The 16,493-nt window shown below is 71.4% G+C and carries 11 protein-coding genes; 3 read left to right on the plus strand and 8 right to left on the minus strand.

What is annotated here, in order from left to right; translation table 11 throughout:
- Positions 1-3: 3 nt before the first annotated feature.
- The 4 genes from HYQ63_RS33030 to HYQ63_RS33045 form a co-directional block, all read right to left on the minus strand.
- Positions 4-978: a CoA ester lyase gene (locus HYQ63_RS33030; RefSeq protein ID WP_179937439.1), complete on the minus strand. Its 975-nt coding sequence runs from the start codon at positions 976-978 to the stop codon at positions 4-6.
- Positions 975-2,993 carry a protein meaA gene (locus HYQ63_RS33035; RefSeq protein ID WP_179937440.1) on the minus strand — a complete coding sequence of 673 codons (2,019 nt, stop codon included), beginning with the start codon at positions 2,991-2,993 and terminating at the stop codon, positions 975-977. Before HYQ63_RS33035 ends, HYQ63_RS33030 begins: the two co-directional genes overlap by 4 nt.
- Positions 2,993-4,330, minus strand: a complete 1,338-nt coding sequence (ccrA, locus tag HYQ63_RS33040; protein ID WP_179937441.1) for a crotonyl-CoA carboxylase/reductase — start codon at positions 4,328-4,330, stop codon at positions 2,993-2,995. Before ccrA ends, HYQ63_RS33035 begins: the two co-directional genes overlap by 1 nt.
- A 383-nt stretch (positions 4,331-4,713) precedes the next feature.
- Positions 4,714-7,590, minus strand: a complete 2,877-nt coding sequence (locus tag HYQ63_RS33045) for a twin-arginine translocation signal domain-containing protein (RefSeq protein ID WP_179937442.1) — start codon at positions 7,588-7,590, stop codon at positions 4,714-4,716.
- 182 nt (positions 7,591-7,772) lie between these two features.
- On the opposite strand from HYQ63_RS33045, the gene HYQ63_RS33050 reads away from it, so the two are divergent.
- Positions 7,773-9,641 carry a glycoside hydrolase family 97 protein gene (locus tag HYQ63_RS33050; RefSeq protein WP_179937443.1) on the plus strand — a complete coding sequence of 623 codons (1,869 nt, stop codon included), beginning with the start codon at positions 7,773-7,775 and terminating at the stop codon, positions 9,639-9,641.
- A 566-nt stretch (positions 9,642-10,207) separates the two neighbouring features.
- On the opposite strand, the gene HYQ63_RS33055 is transcribed toward HYQ63_RS33050, so the two are convergent.
- Positions 10,208-11,029, minus strand: a complete 822-nt coding sequence (locus tag HYQ63_RS33055) for a TetR family transcriptional regulator (RefSeq protein ID WP_179937444.1) — start codon at positions 11,027-11,029, stop codon at positions 10,208-10,210.
- 85 nt (positions 11,030-11,114) lie between these two features.
- Entirely contained in the window at positions 11,115-12,950 is a 1,836-nt protein-coding gene (locus HYQ63_RS33060; protein WP_179937445.1) for a 3-hydroxyacyl-CoA dehydrogenase family protein, read from the minus strand.
- 431 nt (positions 12,951-13,381) lie between these two features.
- On the opposite strand from HYQ63_RS33060, the gene HYQ63_RS33065 reads away from it, so the two are divergent.
- Positions 13,382-14,059 carry a HEAT repeat domain-containing protein gene (locus HYQ63_RS33065; RefSeq protein ID WP_179937446.1) on the plus strand — a complete coding sequence of 226 codons (678 nt, stop codon included), beginning with the start codon at positions 13,382-13,384 and terminating at the stop codon, positions 14,057-14,059.
- Between the two features lie 78 nt (positions 14,060-14,137).
- Here the strand turns inward: HYQ63_RS33065 and HYQ63_RS33070 are convergent, their stop codons facing one another.
- Both HYQ63_RS33070 and HYQ63_RS33075 read right to left on the minus strand, forming a co-directional pair.
- A complete protein-coding gene (locus tag HYQ63_RS33070; RefSeq protein WP_257232298.1) occupies positions 14,138-14,644 on the minus strand; it encodes a GNAT family N-acetyltransferase in 507 nt (168 codons plus the stop codon).
- A 68-nt stretch (positions 14,645-14,712) separates the two neighbouring features.
- Positions 14,713-15,744 carry an Rv2578c family radical SAM protein gene (locus HYQ63_RS33075; RefSeq protein WP_179937448.1) on the minus strand — a complete coding sequence of 344 codons (1,032 nt, stop codon included), beginning with the start codon at positions 15,742-15,744 and terminating at the stop codon, positions 14,713-14,715.
- 165 nt (positions 15,745-15,909) lie between these two features.
- On the opposite strand from HYQ63_RS33075, the gene HYQ63_RS33080 reads away from it, so the two are divergent.
- Complete coding sequence (locus tag HYQ63_RS33080) at positions 15,910-16,365, plus strand: SRPBCC family protein (protein ID WP_179937449.1); 456 nt, start codon at positions 15,910-15,912, stop codon at positions 16,363-16,365.
- Positions 16,366-16,493: the final 128 nt, after the last annotated feature.

The following is a 16,493-nucleotide window of genomic DNA, read 5'->3' on the forward strand; positions in this document are numbered from 1 at the left end:
TGCTCACGCCTCCGGAGGCTCGAAGGTGGACGTACGGGCCATCCCGGCCGCACGGCCCTTGCCCGCGATGACCAGCGCCATCTTGCGGCTGGCCTCGTCGATCATCTCGTCGCCCAGCATCGCCGAGCCCTTCATGCCGCCCGCCTCGGACGTGCAGTACTCGTACGCGTCCAGGATCAGCTCGGCGTGGTCGTAGTCCTCCTGCGACGGCGAGAAGACCTCGTTCGCCGCGTCCACCTGGCCCGGGTGCAGCACCCACTTGCCGTCGAAGCCGAGCGCCGCCGCGCGCCCGGCCACCTCGCGGTAGCCGTCCACGTTCTTGATCTGGAGGTACGGGCCGTCGATGGCCTGGAGGTCATGGGTGCGGGCGGCCATCAGGATGCGCATCAGGATGTAGTGGTACGCGTCCGCCGGGTAGCCGGGCGGCTGCTCGCCCACGACCAGCGACTTCATGTTGATGGACGCCATGAAGTCGGCCGGGCCGAAGATGATGGTCTCCAGCCGGGGCGAGGCACCGGCGATGTCGTCGACGTTGACCAGGCCCTTGGCGTTCTCGATCTGCGCCTCGATGCCGATCCGCCCGACCTCGAAGCCCATCGTCTTCTCGATCTGGGTGAGCAGCAGGTCCAGCGCCTGCACCTGCTGGGCGTCCTGCACCTTGGGCAGCATGATGCAGTCCAGGTTGGGGCCCGCGCCCTCGACGACCGTGATGACGTCCCGGTACGTCCAGTGGGTGGTCCAGTCGTTGACCCGCACCGCCCGGGTCTTGCCGGTCCAGTCGCCCTCGTTCAGCGCCTTGACGATGGAGTGCCGGGCGTCCTCCTTGGCCAGCGGCGCGCAGGCGTCCTCCAGGTCCAGGAAGACCTGGTCGGCCGGGAGGCCCTGGGCCTTCTCCAGGAAGCGCGGATTGGAACCGGGCACGGCCAGGCAGGAGCGGCGCGGCCGCAGCACGCGGTCTGCGGGGGCGGGCGTGGTCATGCGGGAACCTCCAGTGCGGGAAGCGTGTTCGCGGAACGGATCTCGTCGACGATACGGCCGATGATCTCCGTGATACCGAAGTCCTTGGGGGTGAAGACGGCGGCGACACCCGCGGCGCGCAGTGCGGCGGCGTCCGCGGCCGGGATGATGCCGCCCACGATGACGGGAATGTCCTGCGCACCCGCCAGCCGCAGCCGCTCCAGGACGTCGGGCACCAGCTCGGCGTGCGAGCCGGAGAGGATCGACAGGCCGACGCAGTGCACGTCCTCGGCGACGGCCGCCGCGACGATCTGCTCCGGGGTGAGCCGGATCCCCTGGTAGATCACCTCGAACCCGGCGTCCCGGGCCCGTACGGCGATCTGCTCGGCGCCGTTGCTGTGCCCGTCCAGGCCGGGCTTGCCGACCAGCAGCCGCAGCCGCCCGCCGCCCAGCTCGGCCGCCGTCTTCTCGACCTTCTCGCGTACGGCGGCGAGCGCGCTGCCCGCCTCCGCGGTGACGGCCAGCGGCGCCCCGCCGACCCCGGTGGGGGCCCGGAACTCGCCGAACACATCGCGCAGCGCCCAGGCCCACTCGCCCGTGGTGACCCCGGCGCGGGCGCACTCCACGGTCGCGGCCATCAGGTTGTCGGTGCCCGCGGCGGCCTTGCGGAGCGCCGAGAGGGCGCTCTCGGCGCGGTGCGCGTCGCGCTGCTCGCGCCAGGTGTGCAGGGCGGAGACCACCCGGGCCTCGTTCGCCGGGTCCACCGTCATGATCGCGGTGTCCAGGTCGGCGGTGAGCGGATTGGGTTCGGTGCCCTCGTAGCAGTTGACGCCGACGATCTTCTCCTCGCCCGTCTCGATCCGGGCCCGCCGCGCGGCGTGCGAGGCGACCAGCTGCGCCTTGAGGTAGCCGGACTCGACGGCGGCCATCGCCCCGCCCATCTCCTGGATGCGCTCGATCTCGGCCTCGGCCTCCCCGGTCAGCTCGGTGACCTTGGACTCGATGACGTGCGAGCCCGCGAAGATGTCGTCGTACTCCAGCAGATCGCTCTCCTGCGCCAGCACCTGCTGGATGCGCAGCGACCACTGCTGGTCCCAGGGCCGGGGGAGCCCCAGCGCCTCGTTCCAGGCGGGAAGCTGGACGGCGCGGGCGCGGGCGTCCTTGGAGAGGGTGACGGCGAGCATCTCCAGCACGATGCGCTGGACGTTGTTCTCCGGCTGGGCCTCGGTCAGCCCGAGCGAGTTGACCTGGACGCCGTAGCGGAAGCGGCGGTGCTTGGGGTTCTCGATGCCGTACCGCTCCCGGGTGATGCGGTCCCAGATGCGGCCGAAGGCGCGCATCTTGCACATCTCCTCGATGAACCGGACGCCCGCGTTCACGAAGAAGGAGATCCGGGCCACCACATCGCCCTTGCGCTCCTCCGGCACCTGCCCGGAGTCGAAGACCGCGTCGAGGACGGCGATCGCCGTCGACATGGCGTACGCGATCTCCTGCACCGGGGTCGCCCCGGCCTCCTGGAGGTGGTAGCTACAGATGTTGATCGGGTTCCACTTGGGGATGTGGTGGACCGTGTACGCGATCATGTCGGTGGTCAGCCGCAGGCTGGGCCCCGGCGGGAAGACGTGCGTCCCGCGCGACAGGTACTCCTTGACGATGTCGTTCTGCGTCGTCCCCTGGAGCTTGGCCGGATCGGCGCCGTGCTCCTCCGCGACCACCTGGTACAGCGCCAGCAGCCACATGGCGGTGGCGTTGATGGTCATGGAGGTGTTCATCTGCTCCAGCGGGATGTCCTGGAACAGCCGCCGCATGTCGCCCAGATGGGAGACCGGGACCCCGACCCGGCCCACCTCGCCGCGGGCGAGGATGTGGTCGGGGTCGTAGCCGGTCTGGGTGGGCAGGTCGAAGGCGACCGACAGTCCGGTCTGGCCCTTGGCCAGGTTGCGCCGGTACAGCTCGTTGGACGCCTCGGCGGTGGAGTGCCCGGCGTACGTCCGCATGAGCCACGGGCGGTCCTTGGGGCGGGGTTCGCCACTCATCAGATGTCCCTGAAGCGGTTGATCGCGTCGATGTGCTGGTCGCGCATCTCCTGGTCGCGCACGCCCATGCCCTCCTCGGGCGCCAGGCACAGAACGCCGACCTTGCCCTGGTGGAGGTTGCGGTGCACGTCGTACGCGGCCTGGCCGGTCTCGTCCAGGTGGTACGTCCTGGACAGCGTCGGGTGGATCTTGCCCTTGGCGATGAGGCGGTTGGCCTCCCACGCCTCGCGGTAGTTGGCGAAGTGCGAGCCGACGATCCGCTTCAGCGACATCCACAGGTAGCGGTTGTCGTACTCGTGGGTGTAGCCGGACGTCGACGCGCACGTGACGATCGTGCCGCCCTTGCGGGTGACGTACACGCTCGCGCCGAAGGTCTCCCGGCCCGGGTGCTCGAAGACGATGTCCGGGTCCTCGCCGCCGGTCAGTTCGCGGATCTTCTTGCCGAACCGCTTCCACTCGCGCGGGTCCTGGGTGCGCTCGTCCTTCCAGAAGCGGTAGTCCTCGGCGGTGCGGTCGATGATCGCCCTGGCGCCCATCTTCCGGCAGATCTCGGCCTTCTGCGGGGAGGAGACGACGCAGATCGGGTTCGCCCCGCCGGCCAGCGCGAACTGGGTGGCGTAACTGCCGAGTCCGCCGCTCGCGCCCCAGATCAGGACGTTGTCACCCTGCTTCATCCCGGCACCGTTGCCGGAGACGAGCTGCCGGTACGCGGTCGAGTTGACCAGGCCGGGTGCGGCCGCCTCCTCCCAGCTCAGATGGGCGGGCTTGGGCATGAGCTGGTTGGTCTTGACGAGGGCGATCTCGGCGAGCCCGCCGAAGTTGGTCTCGAAGCCCCAGATGCGCTGCTCGGGGTCGAGCATGGTGTCGTTGTGGCCGTCGGCGCTCTCCAGCTCGACCGACAGGCAGTGCGCGACGACCTCGGCGCCCGGCTGCCAGGCGTTCACGCCGGGGCCGGTGCGCAGCACGACGCCCGCGAGGTCGGAGCCGATGATGTGGTACGGCAGGTCATGGCGCTTGGCGAGCGGGGAGAGCTTGCCGTACCGCTCCAGGAAGCCGAAGGTGGGCAGCGGCTCGAAGATCGAGGTCCACACGGAGTTGTAGTTGACCGAGCTGGCCATGACGGCGACCAGGGCCTCGCCGGGGCCGAGTTCGGGCACCGGAACCTCGTCCACGTGCAGCGACTTGCGGGGGTCCTTCTCCTTGGTGGTGAGGCCGGCGAACATCTCGGCCTCGTCCTTGCGCACGGTCACCGCGCGGTACGACTCGGGAACGCGCAGGGCGGCGAAGTCCTGGGGGCTGGTGTCCGACGCCAGGATCGCGTCAAGTATCTCGTTCATCGGTGCCTCCGGCGAAGCGTCCACGAGGGGACGCCTGAGGGAACGCTGGGCTCGTGACGGGGGTGAAAGCTGCTGGCTGGCTGCTGTGCCGTCGGTTCGGCGGAGGTTCGGCCCGGGCGCGGGTGAGCGCCGTGGGCCCGCCTGGTGACGCAGGCGGTGTCCGGGCGCGCAAGGCGGCTTGCGGGGACAGCCGACGCGCGAGGTGTGCAGCGCGCCGGCCGCCCGGACACCTTCACCGTATGGCACGGTGTGCCACCTCGCAAGACACTGAGTGCCAACAAATTCTCTCAGTTGTCATCTCGGCTGCACGCATGAGCAAGAAACGGCCGCCCCGGGAGGGGCGGCCGTTGCGCGTGGTGTTCGGTTGTGTGGTTTTGGTTGGTTCAGTTCTTGCTTTCCAGGGTCAGCGCGAAGACGTGCGCCCTGGCGGTGCCCGACGCCGGGGCCGCCAGGGTGATCGAGGACAGCTCCTTGGCCGGATCCAGCGCCACCACCTGGTGGAAGATCGCCGCCTTGGTGCCCACCGGGCCGCTGCGGGCATGGATCTGGCTGGTCCGCACCGCCTCGGTCTCCCCGTACGCCGGACCCGACAGCCACGCCGTCAGCTGGATGCTCAGCTTCGCGGTCGAGCCGTCGGCGTACGTGGCCACCGCGGGGATCGTCACGTTCCCGGTGTCGCCCGCGCCCAGCACATGGAGCTTCGCGTAGCCGCCCGCCGGAACGGCGATCTTCTGGCCCGCCGCGATCACGTTGTTGTTCGAGCCCTCGCTGCCGTTGGTGAAGGCGAACGTGATCCCGTCGTCCTCGGTCTGCCCGGTCTGCGGCAGCTGCACCATCGGGTACGTGCGCCCCGTACCGTCGAAGTCCCCGTCGCCGTAGTACATCTCGGTGGTGATGGCGTCGTTGTCGAAGACCCCCACCAGGTCCACCTGGGTGCCCTGGCCCGTCTGCGGCAGCTCCGGCAGCCCCCACCGGTCGGCGGGCTCCGACACCTTCACCGGGGCGATCCGGAAGTCCGGGCGCGGCCCCGCAGCCGGGTACACCACCGCCTCCTCGTCCCGGTCCAGGTCGATCTCGATCACGCCGTCGCTCAAGGTCCGCCACGTCGGGGCCGGTCCGCGCACCCCCGCGACCCTGATCCGCCCGGTCAGCGAGTGCCGCACCCGGCACGGCTCCCCGGCCAGGCTCCGCACCCGCACCCACCGCGTCCTGCCGCCCTTGCGCACCCCGCTGACCAGGAACGCGCCCTCGGTGCGGAAGTCGTGCAGCGCCACGTCCCGCCACGCGTCCGGCACCCCGGGGAAGAAGCGGATGATCCCGCCCCAGCTCTGGCAGAGCATGTCGTGCATCGCCTGCGCGCCCGACAGCGGGGTCTCGATCACCGGACCCGCCTCGTAGTAGTGCGTGTTGGGCTGGATGAAGCGCGCCACCAGCTCGCGCAGATACTTCAACGCGTCGTCGCCCCGCCCCATCTGGGTCGAGATCGAGGCCGCACCGGAGAAGCTGTAGCCGCGCAGGGCGCCCTCGAAGCCGATCCAGTGCTCCAGCGAGCGGGTGATCAGGTCCCGGTTCTCCTTCTGGTCCCAGTTGACCAGGTAGAGCGGGTAGACGGAGAGCATGTGCGAGTAGTGGCGGTGCGACTTGGCGAACGGGACGCCGGTGCCGACCATGAAGCCGTTCTCGTCCACCGGGTACGGCACGAGCTTGTCCAGCACCTCACGCCACTTAGGCGCCAGCGGATCGTCCTTGCCCAGCAGTTCGGCCGACTCCAGCAGCGTCCGGCACGACCAGCGCAACAGCGCCAGGTCGTAGTTGCAGTCCGGGGCCGCGCCGTACTCGGGCGAGAAGGTCTTCGGCAGATGCAGCCTGCCGTCCGACCCCTCGGTCAGGAAGTGCAGGTAGTAGTTGGTGGAGCGGCGCAGCAGCGGATAGAGCACGTCCTCCAGCAGGCCCCGGTCCATGGAATGCCGGTAGTGGAGCCACACGTTGTGCAGCGCCCAGGGGAGGTTGCCGACCTCCGCCTGGTCGCCGACGCCCGGGACCGGCACCGTGCCGTTGTCCTCGCACTGCGCGTCGGTGGAGCGGCGCAGCGCGGCCGAGTCGGCGCGGTACTCCGGTTTGAGGGCGCTGATCAGGACATCGGTGTTCTCGGCGAGGGTGCGCGGAATCGCGTCCAGCTCCAGGTGGTTGGAGCCCAGCACCGGCCAGTACTCCAGCTGGACGTTGAGGTTCCACCACACCCCCGGCCAGGGGGTCGGCTCCACCCAGGGGCCGGTGGTGGCCATCACGGGGGCGTGCTCGCGGGCCGCGCACGCGAGCTTGTAGAGCTGGATCCAGTAGAAACTCTGGAGCATCGCGTCCGGGACCGACAGGAAGCTCTTGCGGTAGAAGCGGTGCCACCAGTCGCGGTGCGAGCGCAGCAGGCCGGAGACCGGCAGCGCGGACGCCTTGCGGACCGTCGTGACGGCCCGGCCCTCGGCGTCCAGGCCCGGGTACGAGTGCGCCACGCACAGGTAGTACGTACGCTCCCGGCCCGTGCCGCGCTCCCTGTGCGCGGTCACCGTCTGCCCGCCCGCCACCATGGACTGCACGGTGATGCCGAGCCCGCCCTCGGTACGGCTGACCGGCTTCGGGTTGGGCTCGAACCCCTTCGGCGGGTCCTCGCGGACGATGCGCGGGCTGACGGCGGGGGAGGGGCGGAACTCCCAGCGGAACCCCTCCTCGCCCGCGCTCGCCTCGACGGTCGCCAGCAGCATCGTCCGGTCGTTGTGGACCAGCGCGCGGAGGGTGAGACGGCCCTTGTCGGTGGTGATCGTGCCGCGCACCTCGGCGTCCCACAGGTCGAGTCGCAGATCGACGCCGGTGATCTTCCCGGCCGGGCGCAGCAGCAGATTGCCGACCGGCAGCCGCGCCACGCCCCAGTCGCTGCCGCCCTGGGCGGGGCGGTGGTCCTGGACCTCGCCGTGGTGAACGGTGAAGCGCAGGGCGTTCTCGCCGGGCTCCTGGTAGACCATCGAGCCGAGCAGGCCGTTGCCCAGGAACGGGCCCTCGTACCAGGTGCGCGGCATCCGCTTCCAGACCAGGTCCTGCCCGGACAGAAAGCGCTGCCATTCCGGGTCCGTCCGCATGCCGCTCAGGACCACGGAACGCCCGCTTTCGGCCGCCTCCGCCTCCGGTGCGGGGAGGGCCACCCCTGCCGTCGAACCCGCGGCCGCGCCGGCGGCCACCCGGCCCAGGAAACCGCGTCTGCTGACTGCCACCGTCGATCAGCTCCGTCCGAGAAGACGTCGAGATTGGTCCGATGATTTGGCTAGACGGGAGCGTAGGAAGCGACTAATGATGCGTCAAGGCGCCGGATAGATCTGATGTATGGGCTTGCTGTTTCGGGTTGCCGTTGATCTGTCGCGCCGCTATATCGCCACATGTCCCGTGGGAGGGAACGATGCGCGTCATTCGGTCCAGGGTCACCAGAGCCGCGGCGGGCATCGCCTGCACGGCGGCCGCCCTCGTACCACTCCAAGCCGAAGCCGCAGGTCAGTCGGACGGCTCGAACAGCTCGGACGGCCGCAGCTGGCGGCTCACCGGGCAGGGCCAGGTCAGCGGGCAGCTCAGCCTCACCCGCGACGGGGGCCTCACCCTCACCGCCCGGCACGGCTCCACGACCGTCCTGCGCCCCTCCGCGCTCGGCATCCGCACCGCCGACACCGACTTCGGCAAGGGCTTGCGGTTCGCCGGGCGCAGCGACCGCGCCATTCACGAGACCTACACGACCACCACCGGCCGCCGGACCCACCACACCTCCGATGCCTCCGAGTCGACCTTCACCTTCCGCAAGGACGGACGGACGCTGAAGGTGATCGTCCGCGTCTCGGCCGACGGACTGGCGTACCGCTACGCCCTGCCGGGCAAGGACACCGTCACCGTGCTCGGCGAGGAGTCGGAGTTCGCCGTGCCGCCGACCGCCGACTCCTATCTGCTGCCGTACGACAACGGGCGCTCGGACTACGAGTCCGCCCACGACCACGGGAGCGTCGCCGACGCCGAGGCGGGCGACTACGGCTATCCGTCGCTGTTCCACATCGGCAAGAGCTGGATGCTGGTCGAGGAAGCCGACCTCAACAGCTCCTACGGCGGCTCCCGGCTCACCCTCGACGCCGCCACCGACCGCTTCCGCCTCACCCTCCCCGACCCCGCCGAGGTCAGCAGCCCCGGGCTCACCACCCCGTGGCGCACCATGGTCATCGGCGACCTCGCCACCGTCACCGAAAGCGACCTGCCGACCGACCTCGCCGCCCCGTCGAAGGTCGCCGACACCTCATGGATCAAGCCGGGCAAGGCGGCCTGGTCATGGTGGTCGGACGGCGGCAGCCCGGCCAGCCTCGCCGCCCAGAAGAAGTTCGTCGACTTCGCCGCCCGGGAGGGCTGGGAGTACGTCCTGGTCGACTCCGGCTGGAGCAACGACTGGATGCCCGAACTCACCAAGTACGCCAAGGAGAAGGGCGTCGGCATCTGGGCCTGGGTGCGCTGGCAGACCATCGACCAGCAGAGCGAGCGGGACCGGCTGTTCGCGCAGTACAAGTCCTGGGGCGTCGTCGGGCTCAAGGTCGACTTCCTGGAGTCCGACGGCCAGGACCGCATGCGGTGGTACGACGCCGTCTTCAAGGACAGCGCCAAGCACCGGCTCATGCTGAACTTCCACGGCGCGACGATTCCGCGCGGGCAGGAGCGGACCTGGCCGCAGATGATGAGCGTGGAGGCGGTCAAGGGCGCCGAGGGAACCCGCCCCAAGCCGGGCCGTGAGCCCTTCCCGGCCGCCCACTACACGACGCTGCCCTTCACCCGGAACCTCATCGGGCCCATGGACTTCACCCCCGTGACGTTCACCGGAGTGCGCCCCACCAGCGACGCCGCCGAGCTGGCGCTGTCCGTGGTGTACGAGTCCGGGGTGCAGCACTTCGCCGACAGCGTCGAGTCGTACGAGGCGCACCCGGCCGCCCTGAAGTTCCTGGACCAGGTGCCCACGGTGTGGGACGACACCCGGCTCGTCGACGGCGACCCGGGCGACCGCGCGGTCCTCGCCCGCCGCTCCGGCGACGACTGGTACCTCGGCGCGATCACCTCGGGCGAGGCCCGCACCCTGGACGAGCCGCTGACGTTCCTGGGGCGGGGGACGTGGCGGGCCGAGCTGTACCGGGACGGCCCGGACGGCAAGATCGTCACGGAAACCCGCGAGGTCACGGCCTCCTCGCGGCTGTCCCTCCCCGTCCCGAAGAACGGCGGCTTCGCGGCCCGCTTCACCCCGGCGGGCTAGGGGCTCCTTGTTCCCCACCCCGCCCCTCCCCGAACCCGGGGGCCTACGCCCCCGGACCCCGCCGGGGGGCTCGGCCCCGGCCCCTGCTCCGGGGCTACGCCCCTGGGCCCGGCTGGGGTTCGGCCTCCGGCTCCCGGCCGGGGGCTGCCTCTGGTGGCTGTGGGGTGCGCCTCGTGGCGGGGTTTTGTTCCCCACCCCGCCCCTTCCCGAACCCGGGGGCTACGCCCCCGGACCCCCACCAGGGGCTCGGCCCCCGGCCCCCGGTCCCGGGGCTACGCCCTGGGCCCGGCTCCCGCCCCGGGCTGCGCCTCTGGGCTCCGGCTGGGGGCTCGGCCCCCGGCTCCCGCCCTGGGCTGCGCCCTCTGAGCCCCGGCCAGGGGTGCATCCGGTCTCTCGACGGGGTCTGCGCTCTTGGGCCCCGCTCAGGGCTCCGCACGCCTCCGGGCGTGTGTCCTCAATCGCCGGACGGGCTGCAATACAGCCCGTCCGGCGATTGAGGACCGGGGTCCGGGGCGGCGCCCCGGTTGTGGGGAGGGGCGGGGTGGGGACTTGCCGCTCCGCCGAAGCTACCGCTTCAGGGCTCGTTCGATCGTTCGCATGACCTCGCCCAGGGGGGCGTCCGTGCGGGCCACCATCACCACCACGTCCTCCTCCTCGCCCGGCGAGGTCACGCTCACCGCGGGGCGGCCCGGGGCGGGGCGGCCCGCGCCGATGCCGGTGCCGAAGGTTTCGCGCACGATGGCGAAGGCGTGGTCCAGCTGGGCCTCGACGTCGCCCTCGCCCCGCGCCCGCAGCCAGCGGCGCAGTACGTGGTTGTGGGCCGTGACCACGGCGGAGGCGGCGACCTCGGCCAGCAGGGGGTCGTCGTCGCCGTCGTGGTGGGCGCCCTCGTCGAAGTGGCCCAGGAGGTAGCGGGTGAACAGCCGCTCGTAGCGGGCCACCGAGGCGATCTCGCGCTCGCGCAGGGCGGGGACCTCGCGGGTCAGCCGGTAGCGCTCGACGGAGACCGCCGGGGAGGCCGCGTACATGCGCATGACTTCCTTGATGCCCCGGCACACCGTGTCCAGCGGGTTCTCATGGGCCGGTGCCGCGTCCAGCACCGCGGCGGCCCGCACGAGCGTGTCGTCGTGGTCCGGGAAGATCGCCTCTTCCTTGGACCGGAAATGGCGGAAAAACGTGCGTCGGGCCACGCCCGCTCTGGCCGCGATCTCGTCGACCGTGGTCGCCTCGTACCCCTGCGTCGCGAACAACTCCATGGCGGCCGCCGCGAGTTTGCGGCGCATGGTCAAGCGCTGGGCGGCGGCGCGGCGACTGCCGGCGGTCTCCCCGCCGTCGGAGGAATTCGAGCGGTTACGCTGCGTACGAGTGGCCTTTACGGGCTGGGACATGTGGGGAACGTAACACGCTTGTGAGTGCTGGTGCGGGGGCGGACCGAAGGACGGTTCCAGCAGTCCGCCCCAGCCCAGCGGATGCTCAGGCCTTCGCATACTCGCGGAAGCCGCGCCCCGTCTTGCGGCCCAGGCAGCCCGCCGCGACGAGGTGTTCCAGCAGCGGCGCGGGCGCCAGGCCCGGGTCGCGGAAGGCGCGGTGCAGCACCTTCTCGATGGCCAGCGAGACGTCCAGCCCGACCACGTCCAGCAGCTCGAAGGGGCCCATCGGATAGCCGCCGCCGAGCTTCATCGCCGCGTCGATGTCATCGGGTGACGCGTAGTGATCCTGGACCATCTTCACCGCGTTGTTCAGGTACGGGAACAGCAGGGCGTTGACGATGAACCCGGCGCGGTCGCCGCAGTCCACCGGGTGCTTGCCGACCTCCCGGCACACGGTGTGCACGGTGGCCCGCGCCTCGTCCGAGGTCAGCACGGTGCGCACCACCTCGACCAGCTTCATCGCGGGGGCCGGGTTGAAGAAGTGCATGCCGATCACGTCCTGCGGGCGCGACGTGGCGCGGGCGCACGCGATGACCGGCAGCGAGGAGGTGGTGGTGGCGAGCACCGCGCCCGGCTTGCAGACCTTGTCGAGCACGGTGAACAGCTCCTGCTTGACGGCCAGATCCTCCGCCACCGCCTCCACCACCAGGTCCGCGTCCGCGAACGCGTCGAGGGAGTCGGCCGGGGTGATCCGGGCCAGCGCCCGGTCCCGCACCTTCTCCGTCATCCGCCCCTTGGTCACCGACCGGGCCAGCGACTTGGCGATACGGGCCTTCGCCGTCTCCGCCTTCTCCTGGGTACGGGCCGCCAGCACCACCTCGTGGCCCGCCTTGGCGAAGACCTCGGCGATGCCGCTGGCCATCGTGCCCGAGCCCGCGACGCCGACCGTGCGCACCGGGCGGCCCAGGTCCGGGGACGGGGCCTGCGGGTCCGCGCCGTCCGGGACGGCGGTGCCGCTGCCGGGCGCCTCGTACGTATAGAAGCCGCGGCCCGCCTTACGGCCGGTGAGCCCGGCCTCGGCCAGCTGGCCCAGGATCGGCGCGGGCGCGTGCAGCCGGTCGCCGGAGGCCGCGTACATGGCCTCCAGGACGGTACGGGCCGTATCGATCCCGATCAGGTCCAGCAGGGCCAGCGGGCCCATCGGCAGCCCGCAGCCGAGCTTCATCGCGGCGTCGATGTCCTCGCGCGCCGCGTACCGCGACTCGTACATCGCCGCGGCCTGGTTGAGGTAGCCGAACAGCAGCCCGTCGGCGATGAATCCGGGCCGGTCGCCGAGCGCCACCGGCTCCTTGCCGAGGTCGCGGGCGAGCGCGGTGACCGCGTCGACGGCGGCGGGCGCCGTCAGCACGCTGGAGACGATCTCCACCAGCTTCATGGCGGGCGCCGGATTGAAGAAGTGCAGCCCCAGGACGCGTTCGGGGTGGGCGGATTCGGCCGCCAGCCGGGTCACCGACAGCGCGTTGGTGCCGGTCGCCAGGATGGTGTCGGGCCGGACGACGGCGTCCAGCGCGGTGAACACCTCGCGCTTGATGCCGTAGTCCTCGGGCACCACCTCGACCACCAGGTCCGCGTCCGCCGCGGCGGACACCTCCGTCGCGATGCGGAAGCGGTCGAGCGCGGCCGTCCGCTCGCGCTCGGTCATCCGCCCGCGGCCCACCGCCCGCGCGGTGGCCACCTCCAGCGCGGTGACCGCCCGGCGGCAGGCGCTCTCGCTGATGTCGATGCCGATCACCTGACGCCCCGCACGGGCCAGGATTTCGGCGATGCCGGTGCCCATCGTGCCGAGCCCGACGACCGCAACAGTAGTGAGCGGGGCCCGGGAGGGGGAGAGATCAGGGGAGGACGTGGTGCTGACGCCGGTCTGTGGGAGACGGTCCATCGCGGACTCCAGAGGGTGTTCCCCGGAAGACGGGGATGAAGTGACGACTGGGACGATCGAGGGGAGCCTTCGGTGAAGAGCGGAGGAACGGCACCGCGATCAAGGCAATCCGGACGGGCGTCCGGCGCCTGCTGCGGAATCTCCTCCGGCCGTGACGAAAACTCCGACGGAAGGGCTTGCACGCTCCCTGGCGGACAGCGCCGCACGGAGGAAACTGCCCGTGGGAGACACACGGCGGGCCCTGTCCCGGGGCCGTGCCGCAACTCTGCTGAAACTGCCGAACCGACGTCACACAAGGCGGCTGCGTCACCAGGCCGCCCGAGCAGGGGTGCTGCTCGTGTCGCCATATTAACTCGCGGGTAACCAAGACGCCAGAGCCGACTGTGAGTCCTGCGCGATGGCGCGGATCACCGGGGAGGGGAGACCTCGACATGGACGACGAATTCCGGACGCTGACGGAGCGGGTACGGGCCTCGCTCACATCGCAACAGGAGACCGCGGCACACGCCTCGCTGCTCGCGCTCGTACGACAGGGCACCCCCGCCGCGCGCGAACAGCTCGCCCGCATCCTCGTCGCGCCGGAGCAGCCGCTGTGGGCCCGCGAGACCGCCGCCTTCGTGCTGGGCAGCGCGGGCGACCGGCGGGCCTTCGAAACGCTCGTCCTGCTCCTCAACTACCGCGAGCCCGCGCGCTGCGCGACCGCCGCCCGGGTGCTGGCCCGGCTCGGCGACCCGCGCACCGCCCGCGCCGCCGCCGCCCTCGCCACCAACCCGCTGCGCACCGCGTACTCCCTGCACCCCATCCGGCTCCTCGTCGAACTCCGCGCCCCCGAATCCGTACCGGCCCTGGTCGCCGCCCTGGAACGGCAGTTGGCCGCCCGCGACCGGCACTGGGCCATCGCGCGCGCCTGCGTCGAGGGGCTGGGCGCGATCGGCGACGAACGCGCCATCCCCGCCCTGAAGGCGGCGGGCGAGCACATACGGCTCAGCGCCGCGGCGGCCGCCGCCCTGGCCCGCATCAGCGTCGGCGGCTCCCTGGACCCGGAAGCCACCCCGCCCCCCACCCCCCGCTCCGGCCGCGCGGGCACGGGCCGCGCGGGCGTGCGGTGACGGGGGCGGCGCGAGGCCCGACCCACCCCGCCCCTTCCGGCCGCATGTCGATGCTGCGGGAAGGGGCGGGGTGGGGGATCAAACCCCGGGTAGCCGCAGGGCGTAGCGCACCTCCGGCACTGACGCCCCCTCCACCTTGTACGTCTCCGCGCCCCCGTCCGGCGCGAAGCCCGCCCGCTCGTAGAAGCGGCGGGCCCGCGTATTACCCTCCAGCACCCACAGCCGCAGATGGGGGAAGCCCCGCTCGGCGGACCGGCGACGGGTCTCGTCGAGGAGGGCGCGGCCGATGCCCGTGCCCAGGAGTGAGGGGTGTACGTAGAGGGCGTACAGCTCGGCGTCCCCGGGCGGCACATCGCGGTCCCGGTACGGGCCGAAGCAGGACCAGCCGACCACCTCGCCGGTGCCGTCCTCCGCCACCAGGTTGACCACGTCGCCGAGCCCGCGGGAGAAGAACTCCCGCCGCCGCTCGGCGTCCTCCTCGACGCTCAGACCGTCCAGATACGTCTGCGGCATCAGTCCCGTGTACGCCTTCTGCCACCCCCGGACCCGTACCACCGCCACGGCGTCGATGTCGGATTCGGTCATCTCCCTTACCAGCACCCCGTCCATATGCGTCCACCGTAGGTGGCTCGGCCTGGACCCCGGTGGCAGGGTCACAGCAGTGACAGCTGGGCCGGGCCAGGGGAATCGGCGGGGTCGGGAGCGGGGTCGGGGACGGCGCGGTGGGCTCCGGGCTCGTACGGGCCGATGCCGTACTCGGCGGCGAGGTCGTGCACCATGCCGGTGATCCGCCGCTGGTACCACTTCGGTGCGTACGAGCCGCCGTCGTACAGGGCGTCGTAGCGCTTCAGCAGCCGTGGGTGGTGCCGGGTGAGCCAGGTCGTGAACCATTCGCGGGCGCCGGGGCGCAGGTGCAGCACGAGCGGGGTCACGGAGGTCGCCCCGGCCTCGGCGATGGCGCGGACGGTCGCGCGCAGCTGCTCGGGGGAGTCGCTGAGGAACGGGATCACCGGGGCCATCAGCACCCCGCAGGGCACGCCGTGCTCGGACAGGGTCCGTACGGCGTCGAGGCGCCGCTCGGGGGAGGGGGTGCCGGGTTCGACGGTGCGCCACAGCGCGGGGTCGGTGAAGCCGACGGAGACCGAGACGCCGACGTCGGTGACGCGGGCCGCGCGGCGCAGCAGCTCCAGGTCGCGCAGGATCAGGGTGCCCTTGGTGAGGATGGAGAAGGGGTTGGCGCGCTCGACGAGCGCGCCGAGGATGCCGGGCATGAGCTGATAGCGGCCCTCGGCGCGCTGGTAGCAGTCCACGTTGGTGCCCATGGCGATGTGCTCGCCGCGCCAGCGCGGGGCGGCCAGCTCGCGCCGCAGCAGCTCCGGGGCGTTGACCTTGACCACGACCTGGGTGTCGAAGTCGCGCCCGGTGTCGAGGTCGAGGTAGCTGTGCGTCTTGCGCGCGAAGCAGTAGACGCAGGCGTGGGTGCAGCCGCGGTACGGGTTCACGGTCCATTCGAACGGCATCCGGGAGGCCCCGGGCACCCGGTTCACGATCGAACGGGCGCGGATCTCGTGAAAGGTGATGCCGCGGAACTCGGGGGTGTCGAACGTGCGGCTGACCACCGCGTCCGTGGAGAAGAGGGCCGGGGCGGCCGCCTCGCCGTCGCCTGTCAGGTTGTCCCAGCGCATGGCCCGCACCTCCGGAGTCTCGCTCGTTCCCTTAATAGAACACATGTTCCCTTCGTTTCCGTCAACCCCGAATTTGGGCGGGTGACCCGCAGGTGGTTGGCTTGCCCGCGCAGGGCAACGGCGCCGCAGCGCACGAACGCAACGCAAGCATCGGAGGACAGAGCAATGGGCCAGGTCGAGGCCACCACGGAGCGCATCGTCACGGGCAAGCCCGAGGACGTGTTCGACGCGCTCGCCGACTACCGCGAGGTCCGCCCCCGGCTGCTCACCGAGCAGTTCAGCGAGTACGAGGTCCGTGAGGGCGGCGACGGCGAGGGCACCCTCGTCCACTGGCGCCTCCAGGCCACCAGCAAGCGGGTGCGCGACTGCCTGCTGGAGGTCTCCGAGCCGAGCGACAATCAGCTCGTGGAGAAGGACCGCAACTCCTCCATGGTCACCACCTGGACCGTCACCCCGGCCGGGGAGGGCAAGGCGCGGGTCGTCGTGACCTCGGTGTGGAACGGCGCGGGCGGCATCGGCGGCTTCTTCGAGCGCACCTTCGCGCCCAAGGGGCTCGCCCGCATCTACGACGGCGTGCTGGAGAAGCTCGCGGCCGAACTCCCGGCTCAGAGCGCCCAGTAGCCTCCCGGGCGTCCGGCCGCCCCGGTCTCGGTCTCGTCGTCGCGGTCACCGGTTCGGGTGGTTTTCTCCGCGGTGCGCTCCATAGGCGCACATGCTCTCACTTGCGGTAAAGCCGCCCGAACCCGTCT

Source organism: Streptomyces sp. Rer75 (assembly GCF_013414305.1).
GTDB lineage: Bacteria > Actinomycetota > Actinomycetes > Streptomycetales > Streptomycetaceae > Streptomyces > Streptomyces himastatinicus.

Excerpts from the sequence above, each read along its gene's own strand:
- HYQ63_RS33030 (WP_179937439.1), bottom strand. The coding sequence starts at position 978 with ATGACCACGCCCGCCCCCGCAGACCGCGTGCTGCGGCCGCGCCGCTCC.
- HYQ63_RS33035 (WP_179937440.1), bottom strand. The coding sequence starts at position 2,993 with ATGAGTGGCGAACCCCGCCCCAAGGACCGCCCGTGGCTCATGCGGACG.
- ccrA (WP_179937441.1), bottom strand. The coding sequence starts at position 4,330 with ATGAACGAGATACTTGACGCGATCCTGGCGTCGGACACCAGCCCCCAG.
- HYQ63_RS33050 (WP_179937443.1), top strand. The coding sequence starts at position 7,773 with ATGCGCGTCATTCGGTCCAGGGTCACCAGAGCCGCGGCGGGCATCGCC.
- HYQ63_RS33055 (WP_179937444.1), bottom strand. The coding sequence starts at position 11,029 with ATGTCCCAGCCCGTAAAGGCCACTCGTACGCAGCGTAACCGCTCGAAT.
- HYQ63_RS33060 (WP_179937445.1), bottom strand. The coding sequence starts at position 12,950 with ATGGACCGTCTCCCACAGACCGGCGTCAGCACCACGTCCTCCCCTGAT.
- HYQ63_RS33065 (WP_179937446.1), top strand. The coding sequence starts at position 13,382 with ATGGACGACGAATTCCGGACGCTGACGGAGCGGGTACGGGCCTCGCTC.
- HYQ63_RS33070 (WP_257232298.1), bottom strand. The coding sequence starts at position 14,644 with ATGACCGAATCCGACATCGACGCCGTGGCGGTGGTACGGGTCCGGGGG.
- HYQ63_RS33075 (WP_179937448.1), bottom strand. The coding sequence starts at position 15,744 with ATGCGCTGGGACAACCTGACAGGCGACGGCGAGGCGGCCGCCCCGGCC.
- HYQ63_RS33080 (WP_179937449.1), top strand. The coding sequence starts at position 15,910 with ATGGGCCAGGTCGAGGCCACCACGGAGCGCATCGTCACGGGCAAGCCC.